The organism is Piscinibacter gummiphilus, assembly GCF_032681285.1.
Lineage (GTDB): Bacteria > Pseudomonadota > Gammaproteobacteria > Burkholderiales > Burkholderiaceae_C > Rhizobacter > Rhizobacter gummiphilus_A.
Map to the genome: position 1 here is coordinate 3,153,699 of NZ_CP136336.1, position 22,885 is coordinate 3,176,583.

The following is a 22,885-nucleotide window of genomic DNA, read 5'->3' on the forward strand; positions in this document are numbered from 1 at the left end:
GTGGGATTGGCTCGACTCATCGGGGTGGCACGCAAGGCCTCGCTCGGCACGGCCGTCATGGCGGCCTGCGCGCTCGTCGCCCCACCGCTCGCGCTCGCGGCCCCACCCACTGCGAAGAGCAGCGTGGCGGCGCCACAACCCGCATCGCCCGAGGCGAGGCTCATCGACGTGTATCGCCTCATTCGCGCCGGTGACACACGCCAGGCGCTCGCCAAGGCAGAGTCGCTCTCTCGCGATGTGCCCAACTTCCAGCTCGCCCAGCTGGTCTACGGCGACCTGCTGCTCACGCGTCGCGGCAAGCTCGGGTCGCTCGATGTGGCGCCGTCGGAACTGCCGGCCTCGGCCGCGTCCAACTGGGCCCAGCTGCGGCAAGAAGCGGCCGTGCGCCTGGCCGCCCTCACCGAGCGCCCGCCGAGCCACGCCATTCCGCGCCAGTTCATCGACCTGCCGACCAGCACCCGCCATGCGATCGCCGTCGATGCCAGCCGCTCGCGGCTCTATCTCTTCGAGAACGATGCGCAGGGCCTGCGGCTCGTGGCCGACCACTACGTCTCGCTCGGCCGCCTGGGCGTCGACAAGAAGGAGCAAGGCGACCAGCGCACGCCCCTGGGCGTGTACTTCATCACCAGCCGCCTCGAAGCCCGCCAGCTGAAGGACTTCTACGGCCCGGGCGCGCTCACGCTCAACTACCCCAACGAATACGACCGTCGCCGCGGCAAGACCGGCGGCGGCATCTGGCTGCACGGCGTGCCGCCCGAGAACTACGCGCGTGCACCGCAAAGCACCGACGGCTGCGTGGTGCTCGCCAACGACGACTTGCTGCGCCTCCTGCGCGACGTGTCGCCGCGCCGCACGCCGGTCATCATCGCGCCCAGGATCGAATGGGTAGCGCAGAGCCACACCGAGCGCGAGCGCACCGCCGCGCGCGCCCTGGTGGAGCAATGGCGTCAGGCGCGCTCCCGCGGCGACATGAGCAAGCTGATGTCGTTCTACTCAGCGCAGTTCACGAGCGGCAGCGCCGACCTCGCGCAATGGTCGCAAACGGTGAGCCGCGAAGTGAACGCGGCGCGCGGCCGCGAGTCCGAGCTGAAGGAGCTGTCCATCCTGTCGTGGCGAGACACCAGCGAGGTGCTGATCGTGACCTTCGGTGAAGTGCTCAAAGGCCAGGTCAGCGGCCCCATGAAGCGCCAGTACTGGGGCAAGGAGGGTGGACAATGGAAGATCTTTTTCGAAGGAGTGATCGGATGATGAAAACCCGCTGGTTGCCCGTGTTCGCTGCTGCCGTGATCGGCCTCGGCGCGAGCCTTGCTGCCCATGCCCAGAAGGTCAAGCTCGCCACCTCGATGGGCGACATCGTGGTCGAACTCGATGCGGCCAAGGCGCCCAAGACCGTCGACAACTTCGTGCAGTACGTGAAGGCCGGCCATTACGACGGCACCGTGTTCCACCGCGTGATCGATGGCTTCATGATCCAGGGCGGCGGCATGACGGCCGACATGAACGAGAAGAAGACCCGCGCGCCCATCCCGCTCGAAGCCGACAACGGCCTGAAGAACATGCGCGGCACGATCGCTATGGCCCGCACTAGCATCCCCGATTCGGCCACGTCGCAGTTCTTCATCAACGTCAACGACAACGACGCGCTCAACGCCCGCGGCCCGGGCAACGGCTACGCCGTATTCGGCAAGGTCGTCTCCGGCATGGACGTGGTCGACAAGATCCGCCTGGTCAAGACCGGCAACAAGCCCCCTCACGCCAACGTGCCTGTCGAGCCCGTCGTGATCAAGAAAGCCACCCTGGAGAAATGACATGAGCAAATCCATCGAACTGCAGACCAACAAGGGCAACATCCGCATCGAGCTCGACGAAGCGAAGGCACCTGCGACCGTCGCCAACTTCGTCTCCTATGTGGAAAAGGGCCACTACGACGGCACGGTGTTCCACCGCGTGATCAAGAGCTTCATGATCCAAGGCGGCGGCTTCGAGCCGGGCATGAAGCAGAAGCCCACCGACGCGCCGATCCAGAACGAAGCCAACAATGGCCTCAAGAACAACCACTACACGATCGCGATGGCGCGCACGAGCGCCCCGCACTCGGCCTCGGCGCAGTTCTTCATCAACACCACCGACAACGACTTCCTCAACTTCAAGTCGGAGTCGCCCAACGGCTGGGGCTATGCCGTGTTCGGCAAGGTGGTCTCCGGCCAGGAAGTCGTCGACGCCATCGAAGGCGTGAAGACCGGCAACCGCGGCGGCCACGGCGACGTGCCGCTCGAAGACGTGGTCATCACCAAGGCTGTCGTCGTCTGACGGAAGGAGCACGCGGCGCGATGAGTGAAACGCTTTCCGCGCCGCCTGAGCTTCTGGCCGATGCGCACTGGCAGCGCATCGACTTCATTTCCGACCTGCACCTGAGCGCCGACACGCCGCGCACCTTTGAGGCCTGGGCCTCGTACCTGCGCGATACCCCGGCCGATGCGGTGTTCATCCTCGGCGACCTGTTCGAGGTGTGGGTCGGCGACGATTCCCGTTTCGAGGGCTTCGAGGCCGCATGCGCGCAGGTGCTGCGCGACGCTTCGGCAAAACGCAGCCTCGCCTTCCTGGTGGGCAACCGCGACTTCCTCGTCGGTGACGCGCTGCTGAAGGATTGCGGCGTCACCGCCCTCGCCGACCCGACGCTGCTGCTCGCCTTCGGCCAACGCGTGCTGCTCACCCACGGCGACGCCCTGTGCCTCGCCGACACCGAGTACCAGGCATTCCGCGCGATGGTGCGCAGCCCTGCGTGGCAGGGGCAGTTTCTCGCGCAACCGCTGGAAGCACGCCGCGAGTACGCGCGCCAGGTGCGCCAGCAGAGCGAAGCGCGCAAGACCTCGCAAGCGTCACCCCAAGAATGGGCCGACGTGGACGTGCCCGAAGCGCAGCGCTGGTTGCGCGCTGCGTCGTCGTCGACGATGGTGCACGGCCACACACACCGGCCTGCATCGCAGCCGCTGGGTGACGGCTGCGAGCGGCATGTGCTGTCCGATTGGGAACTCGACCACCGCCCCCACCGCGCCGAAGTGCTGCGCCTCACGCACCAAGGCTTTCAGCGCCTGCCGCTCACCCAAGCGCTGGCGCCCTGACCAGATGGTGCTTGCCGCCTGGCGCCGTTGGCGCGAACGCCGCACGCTGGCCACACGGCCCATCCCCGACGCGATGTGGCGGTCGACCCTCGCGCGCTATGCCTTCCTCGCGGCGCTCCCGCCCGGCGACGCACAACGCTTGCGCGACATGGCCACGCTCTTCCTCGCGCAGAAGGAGTTCACTGGCGCAGGTGGCCTCGAGGTCACCGACGACATGGCCGTGACCATCGCCGCCCAGGCCTGCCTGCCGGTGCTCGAGCTCGGCCTGCACTGGTACGACAGCTTCGTGACCATCGTGCTGCACCCCGACGAAGTGGTCGCCGCGCGCGAGGTGACCGACGAGTTCGGCATCGTGCACCACTACGAGGAAGCCCTGGTCGGCGAAGCCTTGGGCGATGGGCCGATGATGCTCAGCTGGCGTGGCGTCACCGATGCCGCCCACACCGACGGGCCGGTCTACAACGTCGTGATCCACGAATTCGCCCATGTGATCGAGCTGCGCAGCGGCGATGCGACCGGCATTCCGCCTCTGCCGGACGCCGCATCGCGGGAACACTGGCGGCGCGTCATCGAGGCGAGCCACTTGCGTCTCGTGCGCCGAATCGATGCCGGCGCCGACACCGTGCTCGACCCGTATGGCGCCGAGTCGGTCAGCGAGTTCTTCGCCGTGGCCTGCGAAGGCTTCTTCGTGGCCGGTGCGGCCTTGCGCGAGGACGACCCCTACCTCTACGAACTGCTGAAGGGCTTCTTCCGGCAAGACCCGGCCGAGCGACAGGCCCCATGAAAAACGGGGCCCGAAGGCCCCGTTCGATGCGCGGAGAAAACTCAGGCCGTGGCCGGCTCCGCCTTGGGCTTGTCGCTCTTCTTCGGCGGCTGGATGTCGAGCACAACCTTGCCTTCGGCATCGAGGTCGACCGCCAGGCGGCCCCCGTCGACCAGGCGGCCGAAGAGCAACTCGTCGGCCAGTGCACGACGGATCGTGTCCTGGATCAGACGCTGCATCGGTCGTGCGCCCATCAGCGGGTCGAAGCCCTTCTTCGCCAAGTGCTTGCGCAGGGCGTCGCTGAAGGTCACTTCGACCTTCTTCTCGGCCAGCTGAGCTTCCAACTGCAGCAGGAACTTGTCGACCACACGCATGATGATTTCTTCATCGAGCGCGCGGAAGCTGACGGTCGCATCCAGGCGGTTGCGGAACTCCGGCGTGAACAGACGCTTGATGTCGGCCATCTCGTCACCCTGCTCGCGCGAGGTGGTGAAGCCGATGGTCGCCTTGTTCATGGTTTCGGCGCCCGCGTTGGTCGTCATGATGATGATGACGTTGCGGAAGTCGGCCTTGCGCCCGTTGTTGTCGGTCAGCGAGCCGTGGTCCATGACCTGCAGCAGCACGTTGAAGACATCCGGGTGCGCCTTCTCGATTTCATCGAGTAGCAGCACCGCGTGCGGCTTCTTCGTGATCGCTTCGGTCAGCAGGCCACCCTGGTCGAAACCGACATAGCCCGGAGGCGCGCCGATCAGGCGGCTGACCGCATGGCGCTCCATGTACTCGCTCATGTCGAAGCGGATCAGCTCGATGCCGAGGATGAACGCGAGCTGCTTCGCAACCTCGGTCTTGCCGACGCCGGTCGGGCCGCTGAAGAGGAACGAGCCGATCGGCTTGTCGGGCTTGCCGAGGCCAGACCGCGCCATCTTGATGGCAGCCGCCAGCGCTTCGATCGCCGGCTCCTGGCCGAAGACCACGCTGTTGAGGTCGCGCTCCAGCGTCTTGAGCTTGGAGCGGTCGTCGTTCGACACGCTGGTCGGCGGGATGCGCGCGATCTTCGCGACGATCTCTTCGACCTCGTTGCGGGTGATGGTCTTCTTCTGCTTGCTCTTGGGCAGGATGCGTTGCGCAGCACCGGCCTCGTCGATCACGTCGATCGCCTTGTCGGGTAGGTGGCGGTCATTGATGAACTTGGCGGAGAGCTCGGCCGCGGCCTGCAGCGCGCCCAGCGCGTACTTCACGCTGTGGTGCTCTTCAAAGCGCGACTTCAGGCCCTTCAGGATCTCGACCGTCTGCTCGACCGAAGGCTCGACCACGTCGACCTTCTGGAAACGACGCGACAGCGCCGCATCCTTTTCGAAGATGCCGCGGTACTCGGTGAAGGTGGTCGCGCCAATGCACTTCATCTGGCCCGAGCTGAGCGCGGGCTTGAGCAGGTTGCTCGCGTCCAGCGTGCCGCCCGACGCGGCACCCGCGCCGATCAGCGTGTGGATCTCGTCGATGAAGAGCACCGCGTTCGGCTGGTCCTTCAGATGCTTGAGCACGCTCTTCAGGCGCTGCTCGAAATCACCGCGGTACTTGGTGCCGGCGAGCAAGGCGCCCATGTCGAGCGCGTACACCTGCGCATCGGCCAGGATCTCGGGCACCTCGCTCTGGGTGATGCGCCAGGCCAGGCCCTCGGCGATGGCAGTCTTGCCCACGCCGGCTTCGCCCACCAACAGCGGGTTGTTCTTGCGGCGGCGGCACAGGATCTGGATGACACGCTCGACCTCGTGCTCGCGGCCGATCAGCGGGTCGATCTTGCCGTCGCGGGCCATCTGGTTGAGGTTCTGGGTGAACTGGTCGAGTGGCGAACCCTTGGATTCGCCCTCTTCCTTCTCGCCTTCGCCGCTGGAACCTTCGTTCGACTTCGGCTGCTCGGGCGGATCGGTCTTCTTGATCCCGTGGGCGATGAAGTTCACCACGTCGAGACGCGTCACACCCTGCTGGTGCAGGTAATAGACAGCATGCGAATCCTTCTCGCCGAAGATCGCGACCAGTACGTTGGCGCCGGTCACTTCCTTCTTGCCGCTGCCGGTGGACTGCACGTGCATGATCGCGCGCTGGATCACGCGCTGGAAACCGAGCGTCGGCTGGGTGTCGACCTCTTCGGTGCCGCCCACCGTGGGCGTGTTTTCCTTGATGAACTGCGCCAGGCTCTTGCGCAACTCATCGATGTTGGCCGAGCAGGCCCGCAGAACCTCGGCGGCCGACGGGTTGTCGAGCAGCGCCATCAGCAGATGCTCGACGGTGATGAATTCGTGGCGCTGCTGGCGCGCCTCGACGAACGCCATGTGCAGGCTGACCTCAAGCTCTTGCGCAATCATGCGGCCTCCATAATGCATTGCAGTGGGTGACCGCCACGCCGGGCAGCAGTCAACACCAGTTCGACTTTCGTGGCCGCCACGTCCTTGGTGTAGACACCGCAGACACCACGGCCTTCCTTGTGCACCTTGAGCATGATCTGCGTCGCGGTCTCGAGGTCGCGTTTGAAGTATTCCTGAAGCACCATCACGACAAACTCCATCGGGGTGTAGTCGTCGTTGAGGAGCACCACCTGGAACATCCGGGGCGGCTCTGTCTTGGCCGTCTTGCGCTCGGCGACAACCGCACCCTGGCCGCGCTCGGGCGGCGGCACAGCCTTGGGAGGCTTGGGCGGTGGAGGGGTGTCGTCAGGCATGGATTCATTCTAATGAGTTGGTGCTTTGCGCTTCAGTGTCTGGGATATTGCGCCGAAGCAGCCCAGCACAAGGGCACAAATGCATCACAGCAGCCCTTCTTTTGAAGCCATACCGCGGCGCGTCGAGAGCCATTCAAGATGGATGCCAGGTCGGGGTAAGGCACCTTGACAGCCCCAAAACCCAGACTAAGAATGCCGCGGTTCTAGGGAGGAGCCCATGGCTTTTGGAACTGTCAAGTGGTTCAACGATGCAAAGGGTTTTGGCTTCATTGAACCGGAGGGTGGGGGTGAGGATGTCTTTGCCCATTTTTCTGCCATCAAGATGGATGGCTTTCGCACCTTGAAGCAGGGCGGCCGTGTCAGCTACGACGCGGTACAGGGCCCCAAAGGCCAGCTGGCCCAAAACATCTGCCCGCACGACGCGCTCGATGCGCCGCCCGTTCCGGCAGCCATGGCACCCGGCGTGGGCGTCAGCGCAAGTCTCTAGTTTGTAGCGACTGGCTGCTGCGTCCCGCGGCCGACGCCTCGCCCCTTCTGGCCACAAAAAAGCCCACCGTGCGGTGGGCTTTTTGCTGAGCCGGTCGGGATCACATGTTCTCGATCATGACCTGGCCGAAGCCGGAGCACGACACCTGCGTCGCGCCGTCCATCAAGCGGGCGAAGTCGTAGGTGACCTTTTTCGAGAGGATCGACTTCTCCATCGAGCTGATGATGAGGTCGGCCGCTTCCGTCCAGCCCATGTGACGCAGCATCATCTCGGCCGAGAGGATCTCGGAACCCGGGTTGACGTAGTCCTTGCCGGCGTACTTCGGGGCGGTGCCGTGGGTTGCCTCGAACATGGCAACCGAGTCGCTCAGGTTGGCGCCCGGGGCGATGCCGATGCCGCCGACCTGCGCCGCCAACGCGTCGGACACGTAGTCGCCGTTCAGGTTGAGCGTGGCAATCACCGAGTACTCCGCCGGGCGCAGCAGGATCTGCTGCAGGAAGGCGTCGGCGATCGAATCCTTGACGGTGATCTCCTTGCCCGTCTTCGGGTTCTTGAACTTGCACCACGGGCCGCCGTCGATCAACTGGGCGCCGAATTCCTTCTGCGCCAGCGCGTAGCCCCAGTCACGGAAGCCACCTTCGGTGAACTTCATGATGTTGCCCTTGTGCACCAACGTCACATTGGGCTTGTCGTTGTCAATTGCATACTGGATCGCCTTGCGCACGAGGCGCTCGGTGCCTTCGCGCGAGACCGGCTTGATGCCGATGCCCGAGGTGTTCGGGAAGCGGATCTTCTTGACGCCGAGTTCCTCTTGCAGGAACTTGATCAGCTTCTTGGCCTTGTCGGTCTCAGCTTCGTATTCGATGCCGGCGTAGATGTCTTCCGAGTTCTCACGGAAGATCACCATGTTGGTCTTCTCGGGTTCCTTCACCGGCGACGGCACGCCCTTGAAATACTGGATCGGGCGCAAGCAGACGTAGAGATCGAGTTCCTGGCGCAGTGCGACGTTCAGCGAGCGGATGCCACCGCCCACGGGCGTGGTCAGCGGGCCCTTGATCGAGACGACGTAGTCGCGCAGCACTTCGAGCGTCTCTTCCGGCAGCCACACATCGGGGCCGTAGATCTTGGTCGACTTCTCGCCGGCATAGATCTCCATCCAGTGGATCTTCTTCTTGCCGGCATAGGCCTTGGCCACCGCTGCATCGACCACCTTGATCATCACGGGCGTGATGTCGAATCCGGTGCCGTCACCCTCGATGTAGGGAATGATGGGCTGGTCGGGAACGTTGAGCGAGAAGTCGGGGTTAACGCTGATCTTCTGCCCGCCTTGAGGGACTTTGATGTGCTTGTACATGCTGTCGGCTCCGGACTGCGATAGGTAACGAAAGATTCTATGCCACGGACTCTGTCAACCGACTGACAAGCCCTCGCGTTGACTGCCAGCCGCGCGATGAGCGCGCGGCGGATCCAAAACTTTCGAAAGGTAAATCAAATGAACAAGCTTCTGGCCGCTCTGATCGCTTCCCTCTTCGCCGTTGGCGCCTACGCTGCTGACGCCGCCAAGCCCGCCGCTTCCGCCGCCAAGGCCGAAGCCAAGGCTGAGAAGAAGGCCGAAGCCAAGGCCGAAAAGAAGGAAGCCAAGAAGGAAGAAGCCAAGAAGTAATCAGCGCTTCGCTGAATACCGATGGCCGACTGCCGGCAACGGCAGTCCCTGCGAAAACGCCCGGTTCCGCCCGGGCGTTTTTCATGGCGGCTTCACGATAATCGCCGCATCCTCTTCAGCCGAGCTTCGCCATGTTGAAACGCCTCCTGCTGAGCTGCTGGCTCGTGATAGCCGCAGCCCCTGCACTTGCACAAAACGCTCCTCAAAGCCTGCCGACCATCAAACTCGGCGCTGGCATCCACAACATCGTGGCCCAGGTCGCACAGAACCCCGAGCAGCGCGCCACCGGCCTGATGTTCCGCACCTCGATGCCCACCAACGAAGGCATGCTCTTCGTGTTCGAGCAGCCGGCCAAGCAGTGCTTCTGGATGAAGAACACCTTGCTGCCCCTCTCGATCGCCTTCATCGCCGACAACGGCACCGTGCTCAACATCGAAGACATGAAGCCGCAGTCGCTGGACTCGCACTGCTCCGTCGAGCCGGTGCGCTACGTGCTCGAGATGAACGTCGGCTGGTTCGCCAAGCGTGGCATCAAGCCCGGCACCAGACTCACGGGCGCGCCCTTCGGCTCCTGAGTCGTCGCGACACAAAAACAAAAAGGCCGGTCAGTGACCGGCCTTTCTCATGGTCGCGAGAGCGTCGCGATCAGGCGAAATTCTTCGCCGCGAAGTCCCAGTTCACCAGCGAGTTCAGGAACACCTCGACGAACTTCGGGCGCAGGTTGCGGTAGTCGATGTAGTACGCGTGCTCCCACACGTCGATGGTCAGCAGCGCCTTGTCGGCGGTGGTCAGCGGGGTGCCGGCGGCGCCCATGTTGACGATGTCGACGCTGCCGTCCGGCTTCTTCACGAGCCAGGTCCAGCCCGAGCCGAAGTTGCCGACGGCGCTCTTGGTGAAGGCTTCCTTGAAGGCGGCGTAGCTGCCGAACTTCTTGTTGATGGCCTCGGCCAATGCGCCGGTGGGCTCGCCGCCGCCTTGCGGCTTCATGCAGTTCCAGAAGAAGGTGTGGTTCCAGATCTGCGCGGCGTTGTTGTAGATGCCGCCCGACGAGGTCTTGATGATCTCTTCGAGGCTCTTCGATTCGAACTCGGTGCCCTTCTGCAAGTTGTTGAGGTTCACGACGTAGGCGTTGTGGTGCTTGTCGTGGTGGTACTCGAGCGTTTCCTTGCTGAGGTGCGGCACCAGGGCATCGTGAGCGTAGGGCAGCGGCGGCAGTGTGTGTTCCATGAGCGAGTCCTTTCGGGGCAGACGAGAGAAAGTCGCGGGCATTGTAGGCACGCGCACGCGAAGCCGCGCGCACCCTCACGCAGACGGGTTATTCGACGATGCGCCGCTGCACGCTGAGGATGGCGGCGCGCACCTGGCCGTCGGCGAGTTCTGCCGTCACGGTCTTCCCGGCGGTCAGGTCGTCGACGCTCGTGAGCGCATGACCTTGCTCGTCGCTCAGCCAGGCATAGCCACGGGCCAGCACCTGCCGTGGGTCGAGCGCGGTCAGGCGCGCCTGCAGGGAGGCGAGACGCTGGCGATGCGAGGCCAAGGCCACCGTCGCCGAACGCGACAGACGCCGCTGCGACTCGCTGCAGGCCTGGCGCTGCTGCGGCACGTGCCGCGCGGCGCGCGCCTGAAGGCGCTGGCGCAGCAACGCCACGCGCTCGGCCTGCCGCCGCACCACATCGGCCGGGCGACGCAGGCGCAGGGTGGCCCGGTCGAGCCGCTGGGCCTCGGTGTCGATCACCTGGTGGACACGGCGCTGCATCACGCGGGCCACCGCCGCAAGCAAGGCGAGCCCTTCTTCCTGCGTGGGCGAGGCCAGCTCGGCAGCGGCCGTGGGCGTGGGCGCGCGGACGTCCGCCGCCAGGTCGGCCAGCGTCACGTCGGTCTCGTGCCCCACGCCGCACAGCACTGGAAGGCCACACGCCACGATGGCACGCACCACACGCTCGTCATTGAACGCCCACAGGTCCTCCAGCGAACCGCCGCCTCGGCACAGGACGATCAGGTCGACCTCGCGGCGGCGGTCGGCCGTCTGCAGCGCCTCGACCAGGGCCTTCGGCGCTTCGTTGCCCTGCACGAGGCTTGGATAGACCACCACCTCCACATGCGGCGCGCGGCGTGCAAAGCAGGTCAGCACGTCATGCAGCGCTGCGGCGCCCAGCGAGGTGACCACGCCGATGCGACGCGGAAAGCGCGGCAGCTCGCGTTTGCGGCCGGCGTCGAAGAGCCCCTCGCCTTCAAGCCGCGCGCGCAGTTTCTGGAACTGCTCGAACAAGGCGCCGGCACCGGCGCGCTGCATCGCCTCGATGACGAACTGCAACTCCCCGCGTGGCTCGTAGACGGCCAGCCGCCCACGCGCCTCGACCAGTTGGCCATCCGCCGGCGCGAAGTCGAGCAGGCTGGCGGCGCGCCGGAACATCGCGCAGCGCAGCAGGCCGGCGTTACCGTCCGCGTCTTTCAGGCTCAGGTAGCAATGGCCGCTTCCCGCGCGCGAAAAGCCCGACACCTCACCCCGCACCGTGCACGACGCGAAGCGCGCAGCAAGTGCATCCGAGACCGCGTGCACGAGCCCCGCCACGCTCCAAACCATGCGCTCGGTGCGCGCAAACAAGGGCTCAACCACGGGCAAACCCAGCGTTGATGCGGGTCGAGAACTCCACAAGCGCGCCAATCAAGGCATGGCGAGCCGTTTTGGCTGTCACGAGGCTTTCACAATCGTGCAAGCTATTGATTTTCAAAGGATTTTCTTTGCCTAAGTTTTGAGCAAACTGTCGCAGCGCTTGATTTTTCGCGGCTTGCACGCGTGCGACCCTCGGTTGCCCACAAAGTTATCCACACTTGCAGTGGACGACCGCGCGAAGTGATTTCAAGGCAGCGGCGCGGTCACAACAGGCAACGATCGGATGGGGTGACAAGCGCGGCCAGAAGGCCATAATCGCGCCTCCCGCTTGGGGGCTGACTCGGAGAGGACAGGATTGTTTTCGATCATACAAGCCGCTGGCTGGCCCATCTGGCCCTTGCTTCTGTGTTCCGTCGTAGCGCTGGCGCTGATCATCGAAAGGCTCTCCAGCCTGCGCACTGCGCGGGTCGCGCCGCCCAAGCTGCTCGATGAGGTCGTGTCCGTCACCCGCGCCCACCTGCCCGGCGCCGACGTCGTCAACAAGCTGGCCGAGAACTCCATCCTCGGGGCCGTGCTCGCGAGCGGGCTGCGCACGGTGATCGCCGACCCACGCCTCACCGAGCCGGTGCTGCGCGCATCGTTCGAATCGGCGGGCCGCGTGGCGGTGCACCGCATGGAGCGCTACATGAACACCATCGGCACCATCGCCTCGGCCGCGCCGCTGCTGGGGCTGATGGGCACCGTGATCGGCATGATCGAGATCTTCGGCTCGCAGGCCCCGACCGGCGGCTCCAACCCGGCGATGCTGGCGCACGGCATCTCGATCGCGCTCTACAACACCGCCTTCGGTCTGATGATCGCGATCCCCTCGCTCATCGCCTACCGCTACTTCCGCGGGCGCATCGAGGAATACACCCTCGAGATGGAGCAAGCCGCCGAGCGGCTGGTGCCGCACCTGATGCGCTTTTCCGTGCCGCCGGTGAAGAAGGCTCCCTGAGGCTCATGGCGATGAACTTCCGCAAGCACCTGCGCGATGACCCCGAGATCAACCTGATCCCGTTCATCGACGTGCTGCTGGTCGTGATCATCTTCCTGATGCTCTCGACCACGTATTCCAAGTTCACCGAACTCAACGTCACGCTGCCCACGGCAGATGCCGACCGCCCCAAAGACAACCCGCGCGAAATCATCGTCTCGGTCTCGGGCGATGGGCGCTACGCGATCAACCGCAAGCTGATCGAAGGCCGCAGCGTGGACCTGCTGGCCGGCGAGCTGGCTGCCGCCTCCGAGGGGTCGAAAGACGTGGTGATCATCATCTCGGCCGACGCCACGGCGGCGCACCAGTCGGTCATCACGGTGATGGACGCGGCCCGCCGCGCCGGGCTGCCCAAGCTCACCTTCGCCACCCAGGCCAACCAGGGCCGTTGAGGCACAGGCAGCAGCCTCGCGGCGCTGCCTCCTCCCTTCGCACCACAACTCACCGTGCCGGCCGCATCCCAACTGCAAGAGGCCTGGCTCACGCGCGGTGCCACGGCATGGCTGCTGTGGCCGTTGTCGTGGCTCTATCGGGGCTTGGTCGCGCTGCGCCATGCCGGCTACCGCCTCGGGCTGCTGCCGACACACCGCCTGCCGGTGCCAGTGATCGTGGTGGGCAACCTGATCGTGGGCGGCGCCGGGAAGACGCCGACGACGATGGCGCTCGTCCAGATGCTGCGCGCGATGGGGCATCGGCCCGGGATCGTCTCGCGCGGTTACGGCCGGTCGAGCGACGAGCCCCGGCTCGTCACCCGCGACACGCCCGCCGACGCCGCCGGTGACGAACCGCTGCTGATGCACCTGCGCACCGGTGCACCCGTGGCCGTGGGCGCAGACCGCGTCGCCGCAGGTCGACTGCTGCTCGGCGCCCACCCCGAGCTGAGCGTGCTGGTCAGCGACGACGGCCTCCAGCACCTCCGCCTCGCCCGCGACGCCCAGGTGATCGTGTTCGACGAGCGCGGCGGCGGCAACGGCTGGCTGCTGCCGGCCGGCCCCTTGCGCGAGCCGGTGCCTGCCGAGGTGCCACCGCGCAGCCTCGTGGTCTACAACGCCGCGCGCCCCAGCACGCCCCTGCCCGGACACCTGGCCGTGCGCCACCTGCGAGGCCTCACCCTGCTGGCCGACTGGTGGGCCGGCCGCGCAGCCACGTCCGACGCCTTCGCGGCCCTGCAAGGCCAAAGCGTGGTCGCCGCCGCGGGCATGGCGCGTCCTCAACGCTACTTCGAGATGCTGCGCGCGCAGGGCCTGCGGATCGACGAACTGCCGCTGCCCGACCATCACCCCTTCACCACCCTGCCCTGGCCCGCCAGCACCGCCGACGTCGTCGTCACTGAGAAGGACGCCGTGAAGCTGCGCCCCGAGCGCATGGGCACCACGCGCGTGTGGGTCGCAACGCTAGACTTTGAGATCGACGCTGCGATCGCGTCGCAACTGCTGCCCTGGCTCACGCCCACCACCTGAAGGACCCGACATGGACACTCGACTGCTCGAGCTCCTGGTATGCCCGCTCTGCAAGGGCCCCCTCGAACACCAGCGCCCGCCGACCCACGCGCTGCACGAACTCGTCTGCCGCGCCGACCGGCTCGCCTTCCCGGTGCGTGACGGCATCCCGGTGATGCTCGAGTCCGAAGCCCGCTCCACCGACAGCCCCGCGCCCGCGCCGGAGGCCGCTGCGTGAAGTTCACCGTCCTCGTGCCGGCACGGCTCAAGTCGACGCGACTGCCGCGCAAAGTGCTGGCCGACCTGAACGGGCTGCCGATGGTGGTGCGTGTGGCCCAGCGTGCCGCGCTCTCCAACGCGGCGCGCGTGGTCGTCGCGGCCGATGACGACGAGATCGTGCAAGCCTGCCGCGCGCATGCGGTCGATTGCGTGCTGACCGACCCCGAGCATCCGACCGGCAGCGACCGCCTGGCCCAGGCCTGCGCCCTGCTCGGACTCGACGGCGACGACGCCGTCGTCAACGTGCAAGGCGACGAACCGATGATCGACCCGGCGCTGATCGACGCCTGCGCCGCGCTGCTGGCCGCCCGACCCGAATGCGTGATGAGCACTGCGGCCCACGGCATCGACCACGTCGATGAGCTGCTCAACCCCAACGTCGTGAAAGTGGTGCTGGATGGCTCGGCACGCGCGCTCTACTTCTCGCGCGCTCCCATCCCCTGGTGGCGCGACGGCCACGCGCAGGGCGTCACCCAGCTCCCACAGCCCGCGCCGCTGCGCCACATCGGCATCTACGGCTACCGCGCGAGCTTCCTGCGCCGCTTTCCGCAACTGCCAGCCTCGCCGCTCGAAGCGATCGAATCGCTCGAGCAGTTGCGGGTGCTCTGGCATGGTGAGCGCATCGCGGTACACGTGAGCGAAACCCGCCCCGGACCGGGCATCGACACCCCCGAAGACCTGGCGCGTGTGCGTCAGCTTCTCGTATGACCCCCATGCTATTCTCGTTGGCAGCTGAGGCCTGACCGCTCTGCAGGCACTGACAAGATTCCATACATAGAGATAGAGGACACCCCCATGAGACTCATCCTTCTGGGCGCACCCGGCGCCGGGAAAGGCACACAAGCGGCGTTCATCTGCCAGAAGTTCGGCATTCCGCAGATCTCCACCGGCGACATGCTGCGTGCTGCAGTCAAGGCCGGCACGCCGCTCGGCTTGGCTGCCAAGAAGGTGATGGACTCGGGCGCGCTGGTCAGTGACGACATCATCATCGGCCTCGTGAAGGAGCGCATCGCCCAACCCGATTGCGCCAACGGTTTCCTGTTCGACGGCTTCCCCCGCACCATTCCCCAGGCCGATGCGATGAAGGCCGCCGGCGTGAAGCTCGACGTGGTGCTCGAGATCGACGTGCCCGATGCCGCGATCATCGAGCGCATGAGTGGCCGCCGCACGCACCAGCCCTCGGGCCGCACCTACCACGTGAAGTTCAACCCCCCCAAGGTCGCCGGCAAGGATGACGTGACCGGCGAAGACCTGGTCCAGCGCGAAGACGACAAGGAAGAAACCGTCAAGAAGCGCCTCGAGGTCTACCAGAGCCAGACCCGCCCGCTGGTCGACTACTACGCCAAGTGGGCCGCCAACGGCGATGCCAACGCCCCGAAGTACCGCAAGATCTCGGGCACGGGCACGGTCGACGAGATCACCGCGCGCGCCCTCGAAGCGCTGAGCTGATCTGCCGCACGAGAGATCGCATCCAACGAAAGCCGCTCCACCGAGCGGCTTTTTTCATCCAGCACTCACAAGGAGCACATCATGGACATCGCAGGCAAAGTCTTCATCGTCACCGGCGGCGCATCGGGCCTGGGCGAAGGCACGGCGCGCATGCTCGCGGCCAATGGCGGCCAGGTCCTCATTGCCGACCTCCAGGCCGAGCGCGGCGAAGCCATCGCCCGCGAACTGGGCGGCCGCTTCGTGCGCTGCGACGTGAGCCAGGAGGCCGACGGCCAGGCCGCCGTGGCCGCGGCCGTCTCGATGGGCAAGCTGATGGGCCTGGTCAACTGCGCCGGCATCGCACCCGCCGTCAAGACGGTAGGCAAGGAAGGCGCCCACCCGCTCGCGCTTTTCAGCAAGGTGGTCACGGTCAACCTGATCGGCAGCTTCAACATGATCCGCCTCGCGGCCGAGGCGATGTGCCGCAACGAGCCCGAACCGACCGGCGAGCGCGGCGTGCTGATCTCCACTGCGAGCGTCGCCGCCTACGACGGCCAGATCGGCCAGGCCGCGTACTCGGCCTCCAAGGGCGGCGTGGTGGGCATGACGCTGCCGATTGCGCGCGACCTCGCCCGCAACGGCATCCGCAACATGACGATCGCCCCGGGCATCTTCGGCACGCCGATGCTGTTCTCGATGCCGCAGGAGGTGCAGGACGCGCTCGCTGCAGGCGTGCCCTTCCCGAGCCGGCTGGGCACGCCGGCCGACTACGCCAAGCTCGTGCACCAGATCATCACCAACGACATGCTCAACGGCGAGGTGATCCGCCTCGACGGCGCGATCCGCCTGGCCCCACGCTGACGCTATTTCTGGCGGGCGACGAGCCCCCAGAGCCGCGCCAGATCGGCCGTGCCGTCCTGGCCGCCTACCGTCTTGAGCACCGCCTGCGCCTTGGCAGGGTCGCCCGCCGAAAGGTAGGCGATGCCAAGGTGCAGCTTCGCGTCGTGGGGCCGCTTGAGGCCGCCCTTGGCGATGCCCTGCTCCATCAGCGCGAGGCCCTTCTTCGGCTCGCCGAGGAAGGTCTCGGAGAAGCCGAGATTGACGAGCTCGTCGCCTCCCCGCGCTGAGGCGGCCTGTGTCTCGCGCGCCGCCAGACCCTGCTTCTCTTCGGCCGCGCGCTTGGCCACGAGCTCCTTCAAGCGGCGGTGCCGGTCGGCCTCGGCAGGCGTGCCGGTGCCGAGCACGCCCGCCGCAAAACCCTTGTCGACCACCTGCTGCCCTTCGCCCGGCAAGCCCGCCTGCACCGCGAGCTGCGCCATCTCCATGTAGTCGTTGGCGTTGCGCATGCTGCCGGTGGCGAGCATCAGGCGGTAGGTGTCGAGCGCGAGCCGGTCGCTGAAGCCGGGCTTGCGCTGCAGGCGCGCGAGCATGTCGCTCCAGTACTGCTTCTTCGGGTAGTGGGCGACGAGGTGCTCCATCGCCATCACCTGGGCCGAGGCATCGTTCGCACGCTGCGCTGCATTGAGCAGCAGCGTGAGCCGGTCTTCGGGCGTCACGCGGCCGGCCTTGTCATCGGCCTGCACCTCGACCACCAGTTCCTTCGCCGCACCGGCGTAGTCGCCCGCGAGGTATTGCGACTGGATCACGAGGGTGCGGATCTGCGCGTTGCTGCCGCCTTCGGCCAGGTAGCGTTTGCCCCAGACGATTGTCTTGGCGTAGTCCTTCGCGCGGTAGAAGCTGCCGGCCAGCGACTCGAGCATGCGCAGCTGCTCGGCCGCGGGCAGCTTGCCGCTCGCCTTCAGCGCTTCGAACGACCGGGCCGCCAGCTCGGCATCACCGGCTCCCGAGGCCGCCGCGATGCGCATGCGCTCGACCATGTAGCTCTCGCCGGCCGTCTTGTTGGGTACCGCCTCGGCATCGCGCACCTTGGCCAGCGCGTCCTTGTACTTCTGCGCCTTGATGAGCTCCTGCGCGGCCTGCAGCGGCTTGCCCACCTCGGGGCGCAGCGCCTCCTGCGCGTGGGCAAGGGCTGCGGCCACGACGAGAGACGCCAGCGCGAGTCGAATCGTCTGCATGTACGTCACTTCACGAACTGCTCGTTGCCCACGATGCCAAGCTTGGTGACGCCCAGGCGCTGCGCACTCGCGAGCACCGCCGCCACGTCCTTGTACTCGACGAGTTTGTTGGGGCGCAGGTGCACCTCGGGCTGGTCGGGCAGCGCGGCGGTGGCCGACAGCCGCGCGTCCAGCGCCATCCGGTCGGGCAGCGCCTCGCCGTTCCAGAACACCGTGCCGTCGAAGTCGACATCGATGGTCACAACCTGCGGCGGCGCGCTCGGCGGCGGCGTGCCGGTGGGCATGTTGAGGTTCACCGAATGCAGCTGGATCGGGATCGTGATGATCAGCATGATGAGCAGCACCAGCATCACGTCGATCAGCGGCGTGGTGTTCATCTCGACCATCACGTCGGGCTCGTTGTTGGCATGGCTGCCGGGGCCGAGGTTCATTGCCATGTCGTTTCCTTCAGCCGCGCGGCGGCGGCTCGGTGACGAAGCTCACCTTCTGGATGCCCGCCCGCTGGCAAGCGAAAACCACCCGCCCCACCGACTCGTAGCGCGACTTCTCGTCGCCCCGGATGTGCACCTCGGGCTGCGGCACCATCACCGCCACCTTCTTCAGCCGCGCCACGAGCGCCTCGTTGTCGGCCACCGGCACCGCGTTCCAGAACACGTCACCCTCCTTGGTGACCGAGATCTCGATGTTCTCGGGCTTGGTCTGGCGCGCGAGGTTGGTTTCCTTCGGCAGCGAGACGGCCGCGTTCTGCGTCACCACCGGCACGGTGATGAGAAAGATGATGAGCAGCACCAGCATCACGTCGACGAGCGGCGTGGTGTTGATGGTCGACAGCACCTCGTCTTCATCGCCGTCGCCGGCCCCGACATTCATCGCCATCGCATGGCCTCCTGAAGCCGGTCAGCGCGCCGCGGCGCGGCTGCCGAGCAGCACACCGTGCAGGTCGGCGCCGAAGCCGCGCACCGACTCCATCGCCACCTTATTGCGGCGAACCAGCCAGTTGTAGCCCAGCACCGCGGGCACCGCGACCGCAAGGCCGATGGCCGTCATGATGAGCGCTTCGCCCACGGGGCCGGCGACCTTGTCGATCGACGCCTGGCCGGCAATGCCGATGGCGGTGAGCGCGTTGAGGATGCCCCACACCGTACCGAAGAGGCCGATGAAGGGTGCCGTGGAGCCCACGGTGGCAAGCACGGCCAGGCCGTCTTGCAGGCGGCTGTGCACCGTGTCGACGGCGCGCTGCACGCTCATGCCGATCCAGGTGTTGCGGTCGATGTTGGCGGTGAGCTCGCCCGAGTGGTCGCGGCCCGCTTCGATGCCGCTCTCGGCGATGAACTGGAACACGCCGTCGGGCTTCAGCGTCTTCAAGCCATCGGCGAGCGTGGCCGACTTGAAGAAGTTCGCACGGGCCAGCTTCGCTTCGGCTGCAAGCTTCGCGCTTTCGATGAGCTTGGTGACGAGGATGTACCAACTCGCCAGGCTCATCAGCACCAGCAGGCCGAAGGTCAACAGCGTGACCTTGTCGCCCTGCATCAGCATGTGCTTGAGGTCGTAGGGGTTCTCGACACTTTCCTTGGTGACGGCAGGCACGGCAACGGAAGGCACGGCCACGGGGGCCGAGGCCGGCGCCTGGGCGTGCGCGGGCGCCGCGGCAAAGGCAGCGGCGAGCAGCAAACCGGCCGCGAGCGAGTGGAGTTTCTGAAGAATGGACATCGTGGTTCCGATCTGCTGCGAAAGAAAAATCACTGTGAGTTGTAGGTGAGAGGGAGCAGCACGCCAGTCACCTCCTGAGCCTGCCCGATGCACTTGAACTGCGACACCATCTCGATGCTGTGGCGGTTGAAGGCGCGATGCGTCGACTTGACGATGGCCACGTTCTTGACCTCGCCCGTGGTGGCGATGGTGAACGACACCGTGACCTCGCCCGCATCGAGCTGCGCACGCCGGGCTTCCCGCGGGAAGCCGCCGTCCAGCAGGATCTGCTTGTACCCGGGGCAGATGGCCAGCAGCGAAGGCGGGGCCGGTGGTGCAGGCGGCGCAGACGCCACGGGGGCTGGCGTCACCGGCGCAATCGGCACAGGCGCAGGAGGAGGCGGCGTGGGTGTCGCCGTGATGGTGGGCGCCGGAGGCGGCGGCACGGCCACCTGGATCTCCGGCGGCGGGATGAACGGCGGCGGCGGTGCCTCGAGCTTGGGCGGCGGCGGTGGCGCCACCTCGGGCGGTGGGGGTGGCTTGGTGATCTCTTCGATCACCTTGGTCTCGATGGGTGCGCGCACCACCTCGATGTCCTTGCGCGACAGCCCCGTCATCAGGCCGAAGATCAGCACCACGTGCAGCGCGGCCACGAATGCGATGCCGACGAGCCGGCGCTGCCGGGCCGCTGGGCCCTTCGAAAAATCCTTCATCAGAACTTGTACGACGCGTTCACATACGCGGTTCGGCCGACCGACGAGTAATAGCGGTCGTCATAGCCGAACTGCTGGCCGCGGTTGCCACCGCCCGACGAGATCGACAGCGGCGGCTTGGTGTCGAACACGTTCAGCAGGCCCACGGTGACCACGAAATCCTTGCGGGGGTTCCACTGGGTCTGCCAGTCGAGCGTGACGTGGCGCTTCACGGGCAGGCGGATGTCTTCGTAGTTGCCGGTTGGGTTGCCCGAGGCGTCGAGCTCTTCCACGGTGCTCGTCGAATCGAGATAGCCCGAGCGGAAATTCGCGGTGAAGGTGTGGGCCCAGTTGCCGTGCTGGAAGGTGTTGGCCCAGCTCCCGAGCCAGCGGAAGGTGACGACCCCGAGCGCCTCGTCGCCGCCACCGATGGCCGAATACTTGCGGCCGGTGGGCGTGAGCTGGCGCTGCTCGCGGATCATGTAGGTGAGGGCCACGCGCGACGTGAGCGAGGCGAAGGGCAGGCGCATGCGGCCGGTGGCGTCGATGTCGAGGCCAGTCAGGCTGTCGGTGCCGAGGTTCTTGTTGTCGGCCAGGAAGGCCACGTAGACGTTGCCGGTGCCGGTCTCGGTGCGGGTCGTCCACGAGTTGGCGTACAGGTCGGGGTTGGCGAAGACCTCTTGCTCGGTGAGCTGGCCGATGGTGTTCTTGACGCGCACGTACCAGAGGTCGGCCCCCAGCGAGACATCGCGCCCCGGCTCGAAGCGGATGCCGACGGAGCGCTGGCGCGACTTCTCGGGCTTAAGTTCGGTATTGCCCGCGGCGATCACGTCGTACTGCGAGGGGCCAGGCCGGCAGGTGGCGCCCAGCGACGTGGCGATGGCCTGCAGCTCGGGGGTGCAGGTGTAGTCGTCGAAGGTCACGCCGTAGTTCTGGCGCGGTGCCTTGATCTGCGGCACCGTTGGCGCCCGGAAGCCGGTGCCGACCGAGCCGCGCACCATCACCTCGCGGTTGGGCCGCCACTGGAAGCCCGCCTTGGCGGTGGTCGCCTTGCCGAAGTCGTCGTAGCGGTCGTGGCGCAGCGAGGTGATGAACTCCAGCCCCTTGGCGGCCGGCACGATCAGCTCGCCGAACGCGCTATAGCTGTTGCGCGACGACGTGTACGGGATCGACTGCGCGGCATCGCCGAAGCGCTGATCGCACTCGAGCGGGTCACCCGGAGGCGCCGACGGGTCGCACAACGTGCCGGCCACCGGGTCGGCGAGGCGGCCCTGCGCGTAGAGGCTGGGCCGCGAGGCGAAGGATTCGCGCTGGAATCCCACGCCCGCACCAAGCATCAGCGGGCCGGCCGGCAAGGTCATCAGCTCGCTCGAGGCCCGCACGCCGACGGAGTCGAGCTTGGAGATACCGCCGTCCCAGTAGCCCTTGTAGTTGATGGAGTTGAGCGCCGCCATCCCCGCAGGCGATTGCTGCCCGGGGCCCACGAAGGGGTCTAGGAGGCCGCTGTTGGCCACCCGCGACACCGCCAGCGCACCCGGCAGGCCGGCGATGTTCTGCACCGACTTGCTCTCCGAGTGGGCGTAGAAGGCGTTGTAGTCCCAGCCCATCAGCAGGCCGCGCGAGCCGGCCGAGAAATCAAAGAACTTGGCCTTGTCTTCGTAGGTGCGGTTGCCGAGGTCGAAGATGCGGTAGTAAGCCTCGCTGTCGCCCACCACGCCGTTGGGCAGCAGGTAGGTGTTGTGCAGGGCGCTGCCGGCGGGGATGGAGATCGTCCCGGGCACGGGCGCAATGCGCGAATTCATGGTCGATTCGGAATACAGCCAGTCGACATAGGGCGTCTGGTCGCCAACCTTGAAGTTCACCGAGCCGAGCACGCTGCTGCGCTTGCGGGCCGGGTAGACCTCGAGTTCGCCGACGAAGTTGAAGGCGCAGTAGTCGCCGAAGTCGCTGACGAGGAAGGTCTTGTCGGGGCAGCGGCCGTTGGCCACGTAGTAGGGGTTGAAGAGGTAGTCGTCGCTGTCGTCGGCCGGCGTGCCGTTGTCGTGGTACGCGTTGGCCGGGATCGCCGCCGCAGTGACCTGTTGCACGCGGTAGTTCTTACCGCCGTGGCTGAAGCGCACCTCGGCCGAGTTGCCGAAGTCGCGCTTCACCGAGTCGAGCCGGGTGCGCTCGTCGTGCGACAGCGACAGCATCACGTTGAAGCCGTCTTTCTCGAGCGAGCCGAAACCCTTGGTCGCGCTCACCCGCTTCTCGCGCGCACCGCCGCGTGGGAACGAGAGGCCGACCGAGACGTCGCCTTCGTCGGTGTTGCGGCGGGTGATGAAGTTGACGACACCGGCGATGGCGTCGGCGCCGTAGAGCGCCGAGGCGCCATCGGTCAGGATCTCGATGCGCTCGATGGCAGCCACCGGCAGCGCGTTGAGGTCCATCGCAGCGGCAAAGCCGGTGAGCGTCTGCCCGCCGAACTGCGCCATGCGGTGGCCGTTCAGCAGGACCAGCGTGCGCGTATCGCCCAGGTTGTGCAGCGACACCGTGGTGATGCCCCCTGCCCCGCCGCCCACGCCGGCAGATTCGTTGAACGAGCCCTGCACATAGGTGAGCCGCTGCAACAGGTCGGTCACCGAAGTGGCGCCCGTGCGGGCGATGTCTTCCTTCTTGAGGATCTGCACCGGCAGCGCCGACTCGGCGTCGATGCGCCGGATCGCCGAACCGGTGATCTCCACGCGCTCCAGCTGCGGCTGCGCACGCACCGACCCGACGGCCAGCGCGCCGCCCACGGCGATCATGGCCGCCGAGCAGATCTTGGTTCTTGTAGACATGGGGGCTCCTGGAAAATCGATCGCGATCGTGCAAGGCCCGTGCCGATCCCAACCGACGTGTCT

27 protein-coding genes are annotated in these 22,885 nt (G+C 66.4%); 15 read left to right on the forward strand and 12 right to left on the reverse strand.

Annotation, left to right across the window (positions count from 1 at the left end):
- Genes RXV79_RS14670 through RXV79_RS14690 form a run of 5 tightly spaced genes read left to right on the forward strand, consistent with a single transcriptional unit; the run spans nt 1 to nt 3,906 of the window.
- Complete coding sequence (locus tag RXV79_RS14670) at nt 1-1,248, forward strand: L,D-transpeptidase family protein (protein WP_413816698.1); 1,248 nt, start codon at nt 1-3, stop codon at nt 1,246-1,248.
- A complete protein-coding gene (locus RXV79_RS14675) occupies nt 1,248-1,808 on the forward strand; it encodes a peptidylprolyl isomerase (protein WP_413816699.1) in 561 nt (186 codons plus the stop codon). Before RXV79_RS14670 ends, RXV79_RS14675 begins: the two co-directional genes overlap by 1 nt.
- Before the next feature lies 1 nt (nt 1,809).
- A complete protein-coding gene (locus RXV79_RS14680; protein WP_316698512.1) occupies nt 1,810-2,310 on the forward strand; it encodes a peptidylprolyl isomerase in 501 nt (166 codons plus the stop codon).
- 20 nt (nt 2,311-2,330) lie between these two features.
- Nucleotides 2,331-3,122, forward strand: a complete 792-nt coding sequence (locus RXV79_RS14685) for a UDP-2,3-diacylglucosamine diphosphatase (protein WP_316698513.1) — start codon at nt 2,331-2,333, stop codon at nt 3,120-3,122.
- Nucleotides 3,123-3,126: 4 nt separating this feature from the next.
- Nucleotides 3,127-3,906 (forward strand): M90 family metallopeptidase, encoded by a 780-nt coding sequence (locus tag RXV79_RS14690; RefSeq protein WP_316698515.1) that lies wholly within the window; start codon nt 3,127-3,129, stop codon nt 3,904-3,906.
- Nucleotides 3,907-3,947: 41 nt separating this feature from the next.
- On the opposite strand, the gene clpA is transcribed toward RXV79_RS14690, so the two are convergent.
- Both clpA and clpS read right to left on the reverse strand, forming a co-directional pair.
- The gene (gene clpA / locus RXV79_RS14695; RefSeq protein WP_316698516.1) at nt 3,948-6,248 is read right to left on the reverse strand and encodes an ATP-dependent Clp protease ATP-binding subunit ClpA; all 2,301 of its coding nucleotides are present in this window, start codon (nt 6,246-6,248) and stop codon (nt 3,948-3,950) included.
- On the reverse strand, nt 6,245-6,601 hold the full coding sequence (gene clpS / locus RXV79_RS14700) for an ATP-dependent Clp protease adapter ClpS (RefSeq protein ID WP_201803153.1): 357 nt from the start codon (nt 6,599-6,601) through the stop codon (nt 6,245-6,247). Before clpS ends, clpA begins: the two co-directional genes overlap by 4 nt.
- Nucleotides 6,602-6,818: 217 nt before the next feature.
- Between clpS and RXV79_RS14705 the strand changes: the two genes are divergently transcribed.
- Nucleotides 6,819-7,088 carry a cold shock domain-containing protein gene (locus tag RXV79_RS14705; protein ID WP_316698519.1) on the forward strand — a complete coding sequence of 90 codons (270 nt, stop codon included), beginning with the start codon at nt 6,819-6,821 and terminating at the stop codon, nt 7,086-7,088.
- 100 nt (nt 7,089-7,188) lie between these two features.
- Here RXV79_RS14705 and icd read toward each other — a convergent pair whose 3' ends face one another.
- Entirely contained in the window at nt 7,189-8,442 is a 1,254-nt protein-coding gene (icd, locus tag RXV79_RS14710; RefSeq protein ID WP_316698521.1) for an NADP-dependent isocitrate dehydrogenase, read from the reverse strand.
- Between the two features lie 138 nt (nt 8,443-8,580).
- Here icd and RXV79_RS14715 point away from each other — a divergent pair, with 138 nt between their 5' ends.
- Both RXV79_RS14715 and RXV79_RS14720 read left to right on the forward strand, forming a co-directional pair.
- Entirely contained in the window at nt 8,581-8,751 is a 171-nt protein-coding gene (locus RXV79_RS14715) for a hypothetical protein (RefSeq protein WP_296718190.1), read from the forward strand.
- 131 nt (nt 8,752-8,882) lie between these two features.
- Nucleotides 8,883-9,326 carry a DUF192 domain-containing protein gene (locus RXV79_RS14720; RefSeq protein ID WP_316698522.1) on the forward strand — a complete coding sequence of 148 codons (444 nt, stop codon included), beginning with the start codon at nt 8,883-8,885 and terminating at the stop codon, nt 9,324-9,326.
- 70 nt (nt 9,327-9,396) lie between these two features.
- On the opposite strand, the gene RXV79_RS14725 is transcribed toward RXV79_RS14720, so the two are convergent.
- From RXV79_RS14725 to RXV79_RS14735, 3 genes are all read right to left on the reverse strand, one after another.
- Complete coding sequence (locus RXV79_RS14725) at nt 9,397-9,978, reverse strand: superoxide dismutase (protein WP_316698524.1); 582 nt, start codon at nt 9,976-9,978, stop codon at nt 9,397-9,399.
- 88 nt (nt 9,979-10,066) lie between these two features.
- Nucleotides 10,067-11,335 carry an exodeoxyribonuclease VII large subunit gene (gene xseA, locus RXV79_RS14730; protein WP_413816700.1) on the reverse strand — a complete coding sequence of 423 codons (1,269 nt, stop codon included), beginning with the start codon at nt 11,333-11,335 and terminating at the stop codon, nt 10,067-10,069.
- 25 nt (nt 11,336-11,360) lie between these two features.
- Nucleotides 11,361-11,546, reverse strand: a complete 186-nt coding sequence (locus RXV79_RS14735; RefSeq protein ID WP_316698528.1) for a hypothetical protein — start codon at nt 11,544-11,546, stop codon at nt 11,361-11,363.
- Between the two features lie 174 nt (nt 11,547-11,720).
- Here RXV79_RS14735 and RXV79_RS14740 point away from each other — a divergent pair, with 174 nt between their 5' ends.
- The 7 genes from RXV79_RS14740 to RXV79_RS14770 all read left to right on the forward strand — a co-directional run bounded on the left by RXV79_RS14740 (nt 11,721) and on the right by RXV79_RS14770 (nt 16,408).
- Nucleotides 11,721-12,362, forward strand: a complete 642-nt coding sequence (locus RXV79_RS14740) for a MotA/TolQ/ExbB proton channel family protein (RefSeq protein WP_316698529.1) — start codon at nt 11,721-11,723, stop codon at nt 12,360-12,362.
- Nucleotides 12,363-12,373: 11 nt separating this feature from the next.
- Nucleotides 12,374-12,793, forward strand: a complete 420-nt coding sequence (locus RXV79_RS14745) for an ExbD/TolR family protein (protein ID WP_316698530.1) — start codon at nt 12,374-12,376, stop codon at nt 12,791-12,793.
- A 54-nt stretch (nt 12,794-12,847) separates the two neighbouring features.
- Complete coding sequence (gene lpxK, locus RXV79_RS14750) at nt 12,848-13,861, forward strand: tetraacyldisaccharide 4'-kinase (protein ID WP_316698532.1); 1,014 nt, start codon at nt 12,848-12,850, stop codon at nt 13,859-13,861.
- A 10-nt stretch (nt 13,862-13,871) separates the two neighbouring features.
- The gene (locus RXV79_RS14755) at nt 13,872-14,078 is read left to right on the forward strand and encodes a Trm112 family protein (protein WP_316698533.1); all 207 of its coding nucleotides are present in this window, start codon (nt 13,872-13,874) and stop codon (nt 14,076-14,078) included.
- Nucleotides 14,075-14,827, forward strand: a complete 753-nt coding sequence (gene kdsB, locus RXV79_RS14760) for a 3-deoxy-manno-octulosonate cytidylyltransferase (protein WP_316698535.1) — start codon at nt 14,075-14,077, stop codon at nt 14,825-14,827. The genes RXV79_RS14755 and kdsB overlap by 4 nt, the downstream gene beginning before the upstream one ends.
- 87 nt (nt 14,828-14,914) lie before the next feature.
- A complete protein-coding gene (adk, locus tag RXV79_RS14765; RefSeq protein WP_316698537.1) occupies nt 14,915-15,568 on the forward strand; it encodes an adenylate kinase in 654 nt (217 codons plus the stop codon).
- 81 nt (nt 15,569-15,649) lie between these two features.
- Nucleotides 15,650-16,408 (forward strand): 3-hydroxyacyl-CoA dehydrogenase, encoded by a 759-nt coding sequence (locus tag RXV79_RS14770; protein WP_316698539.1) that lies wholly within the window; start codon nt 15,650-15,652, stop codon nt 16,406-16,408.
- Nucleotides 16,409-16,410: 2 nt separating this feature from the next.
- Here the strand turns inward: RXV79_RS14770 and RXV79_RS14775 are convergent, their stop codons facing one another.
- Genes RXV79_RS14775 through RXV79_RS14800 form a run of 6 tightly spaced genes read right to left on the reverse strand, consistent with a single transcriptional unit; the run spans nt 16,411 to nt 22,822 of the window.
- Nucleotides 16,411-17,622 carry a tetratricopeptide repeat protein gene (locus tag RXV79_RS14775; RefSeq protein ID WP_316698540.1) on the reverse strand — a complete coding sequence of 404 codons (1,212 nt, stop codon included), beginning with the start codon at nt 17,620-17,622 and terminating at the stop codon, nt 16,411-16,413.
- 5 nt (nt 17,623-17,627) lie between these two features.
- Nucleotides 17,628-18,059: an ExbD/TolR family protein gene (locus RXV79_RS14780; protein WP_316698541.1), complete on the reverse strand. Its 432-nt coding sequence runs from the start codon at nt 18,057-18,059 to the stop codon at nt 17,628-17,630.
- A 10-nt stretch (nt 18,060-18,069) separates the two neighbouring features.
- On the reverse strand, nt 18,070-18,498 hold the full coding sequence (locus RXV79_RS14785; protein ID WP_316698542.1) for an ExbD/TolR family protein: 429 nt from the start codon (nt 18,496-18,498) through the stop codon (nt 18,070-18,072).
- 21 nt (nt 18,499-18,519) lie between these two features.
- Nucleotides 18,520-19,332, reverse strand: coding sequence for a MotA/TolQ/ExbB proton channel family protein (locus tag RXV79_RS14790; protein WP_316698544.1), 813 nt, complete (start codon nt 19,330-19,332; stop codon nt 18,520-18,522).
- Between the two features lie 29 nt (nt 19,333-19,361).
- Entirely contained in the window at nt 19,362-20,024 is a 663-nt protein-coding gene (locus RXV79_RS14795; protein WP_316698545.1) for an energy transducer TonB, read from the reverse strand.
- Nucleotides 20,024-22,822, reverse strand: coding sequence for a TonB-dependent receptor plug domain-containing protein (locus RXV79_RS14800; RefSeq protein WP_316698546.1), 2,799 nt, complete (start codon nt 22,820-22,822; stop codon nt 20,024-20,026). Before RXV79_RS14800 ends, RXV79_RS14795 begins: the two co-directional genes overlap by 1 nt.
- Nucleotides 22,823-22,885: the final 63 nt, after the last annotated feature.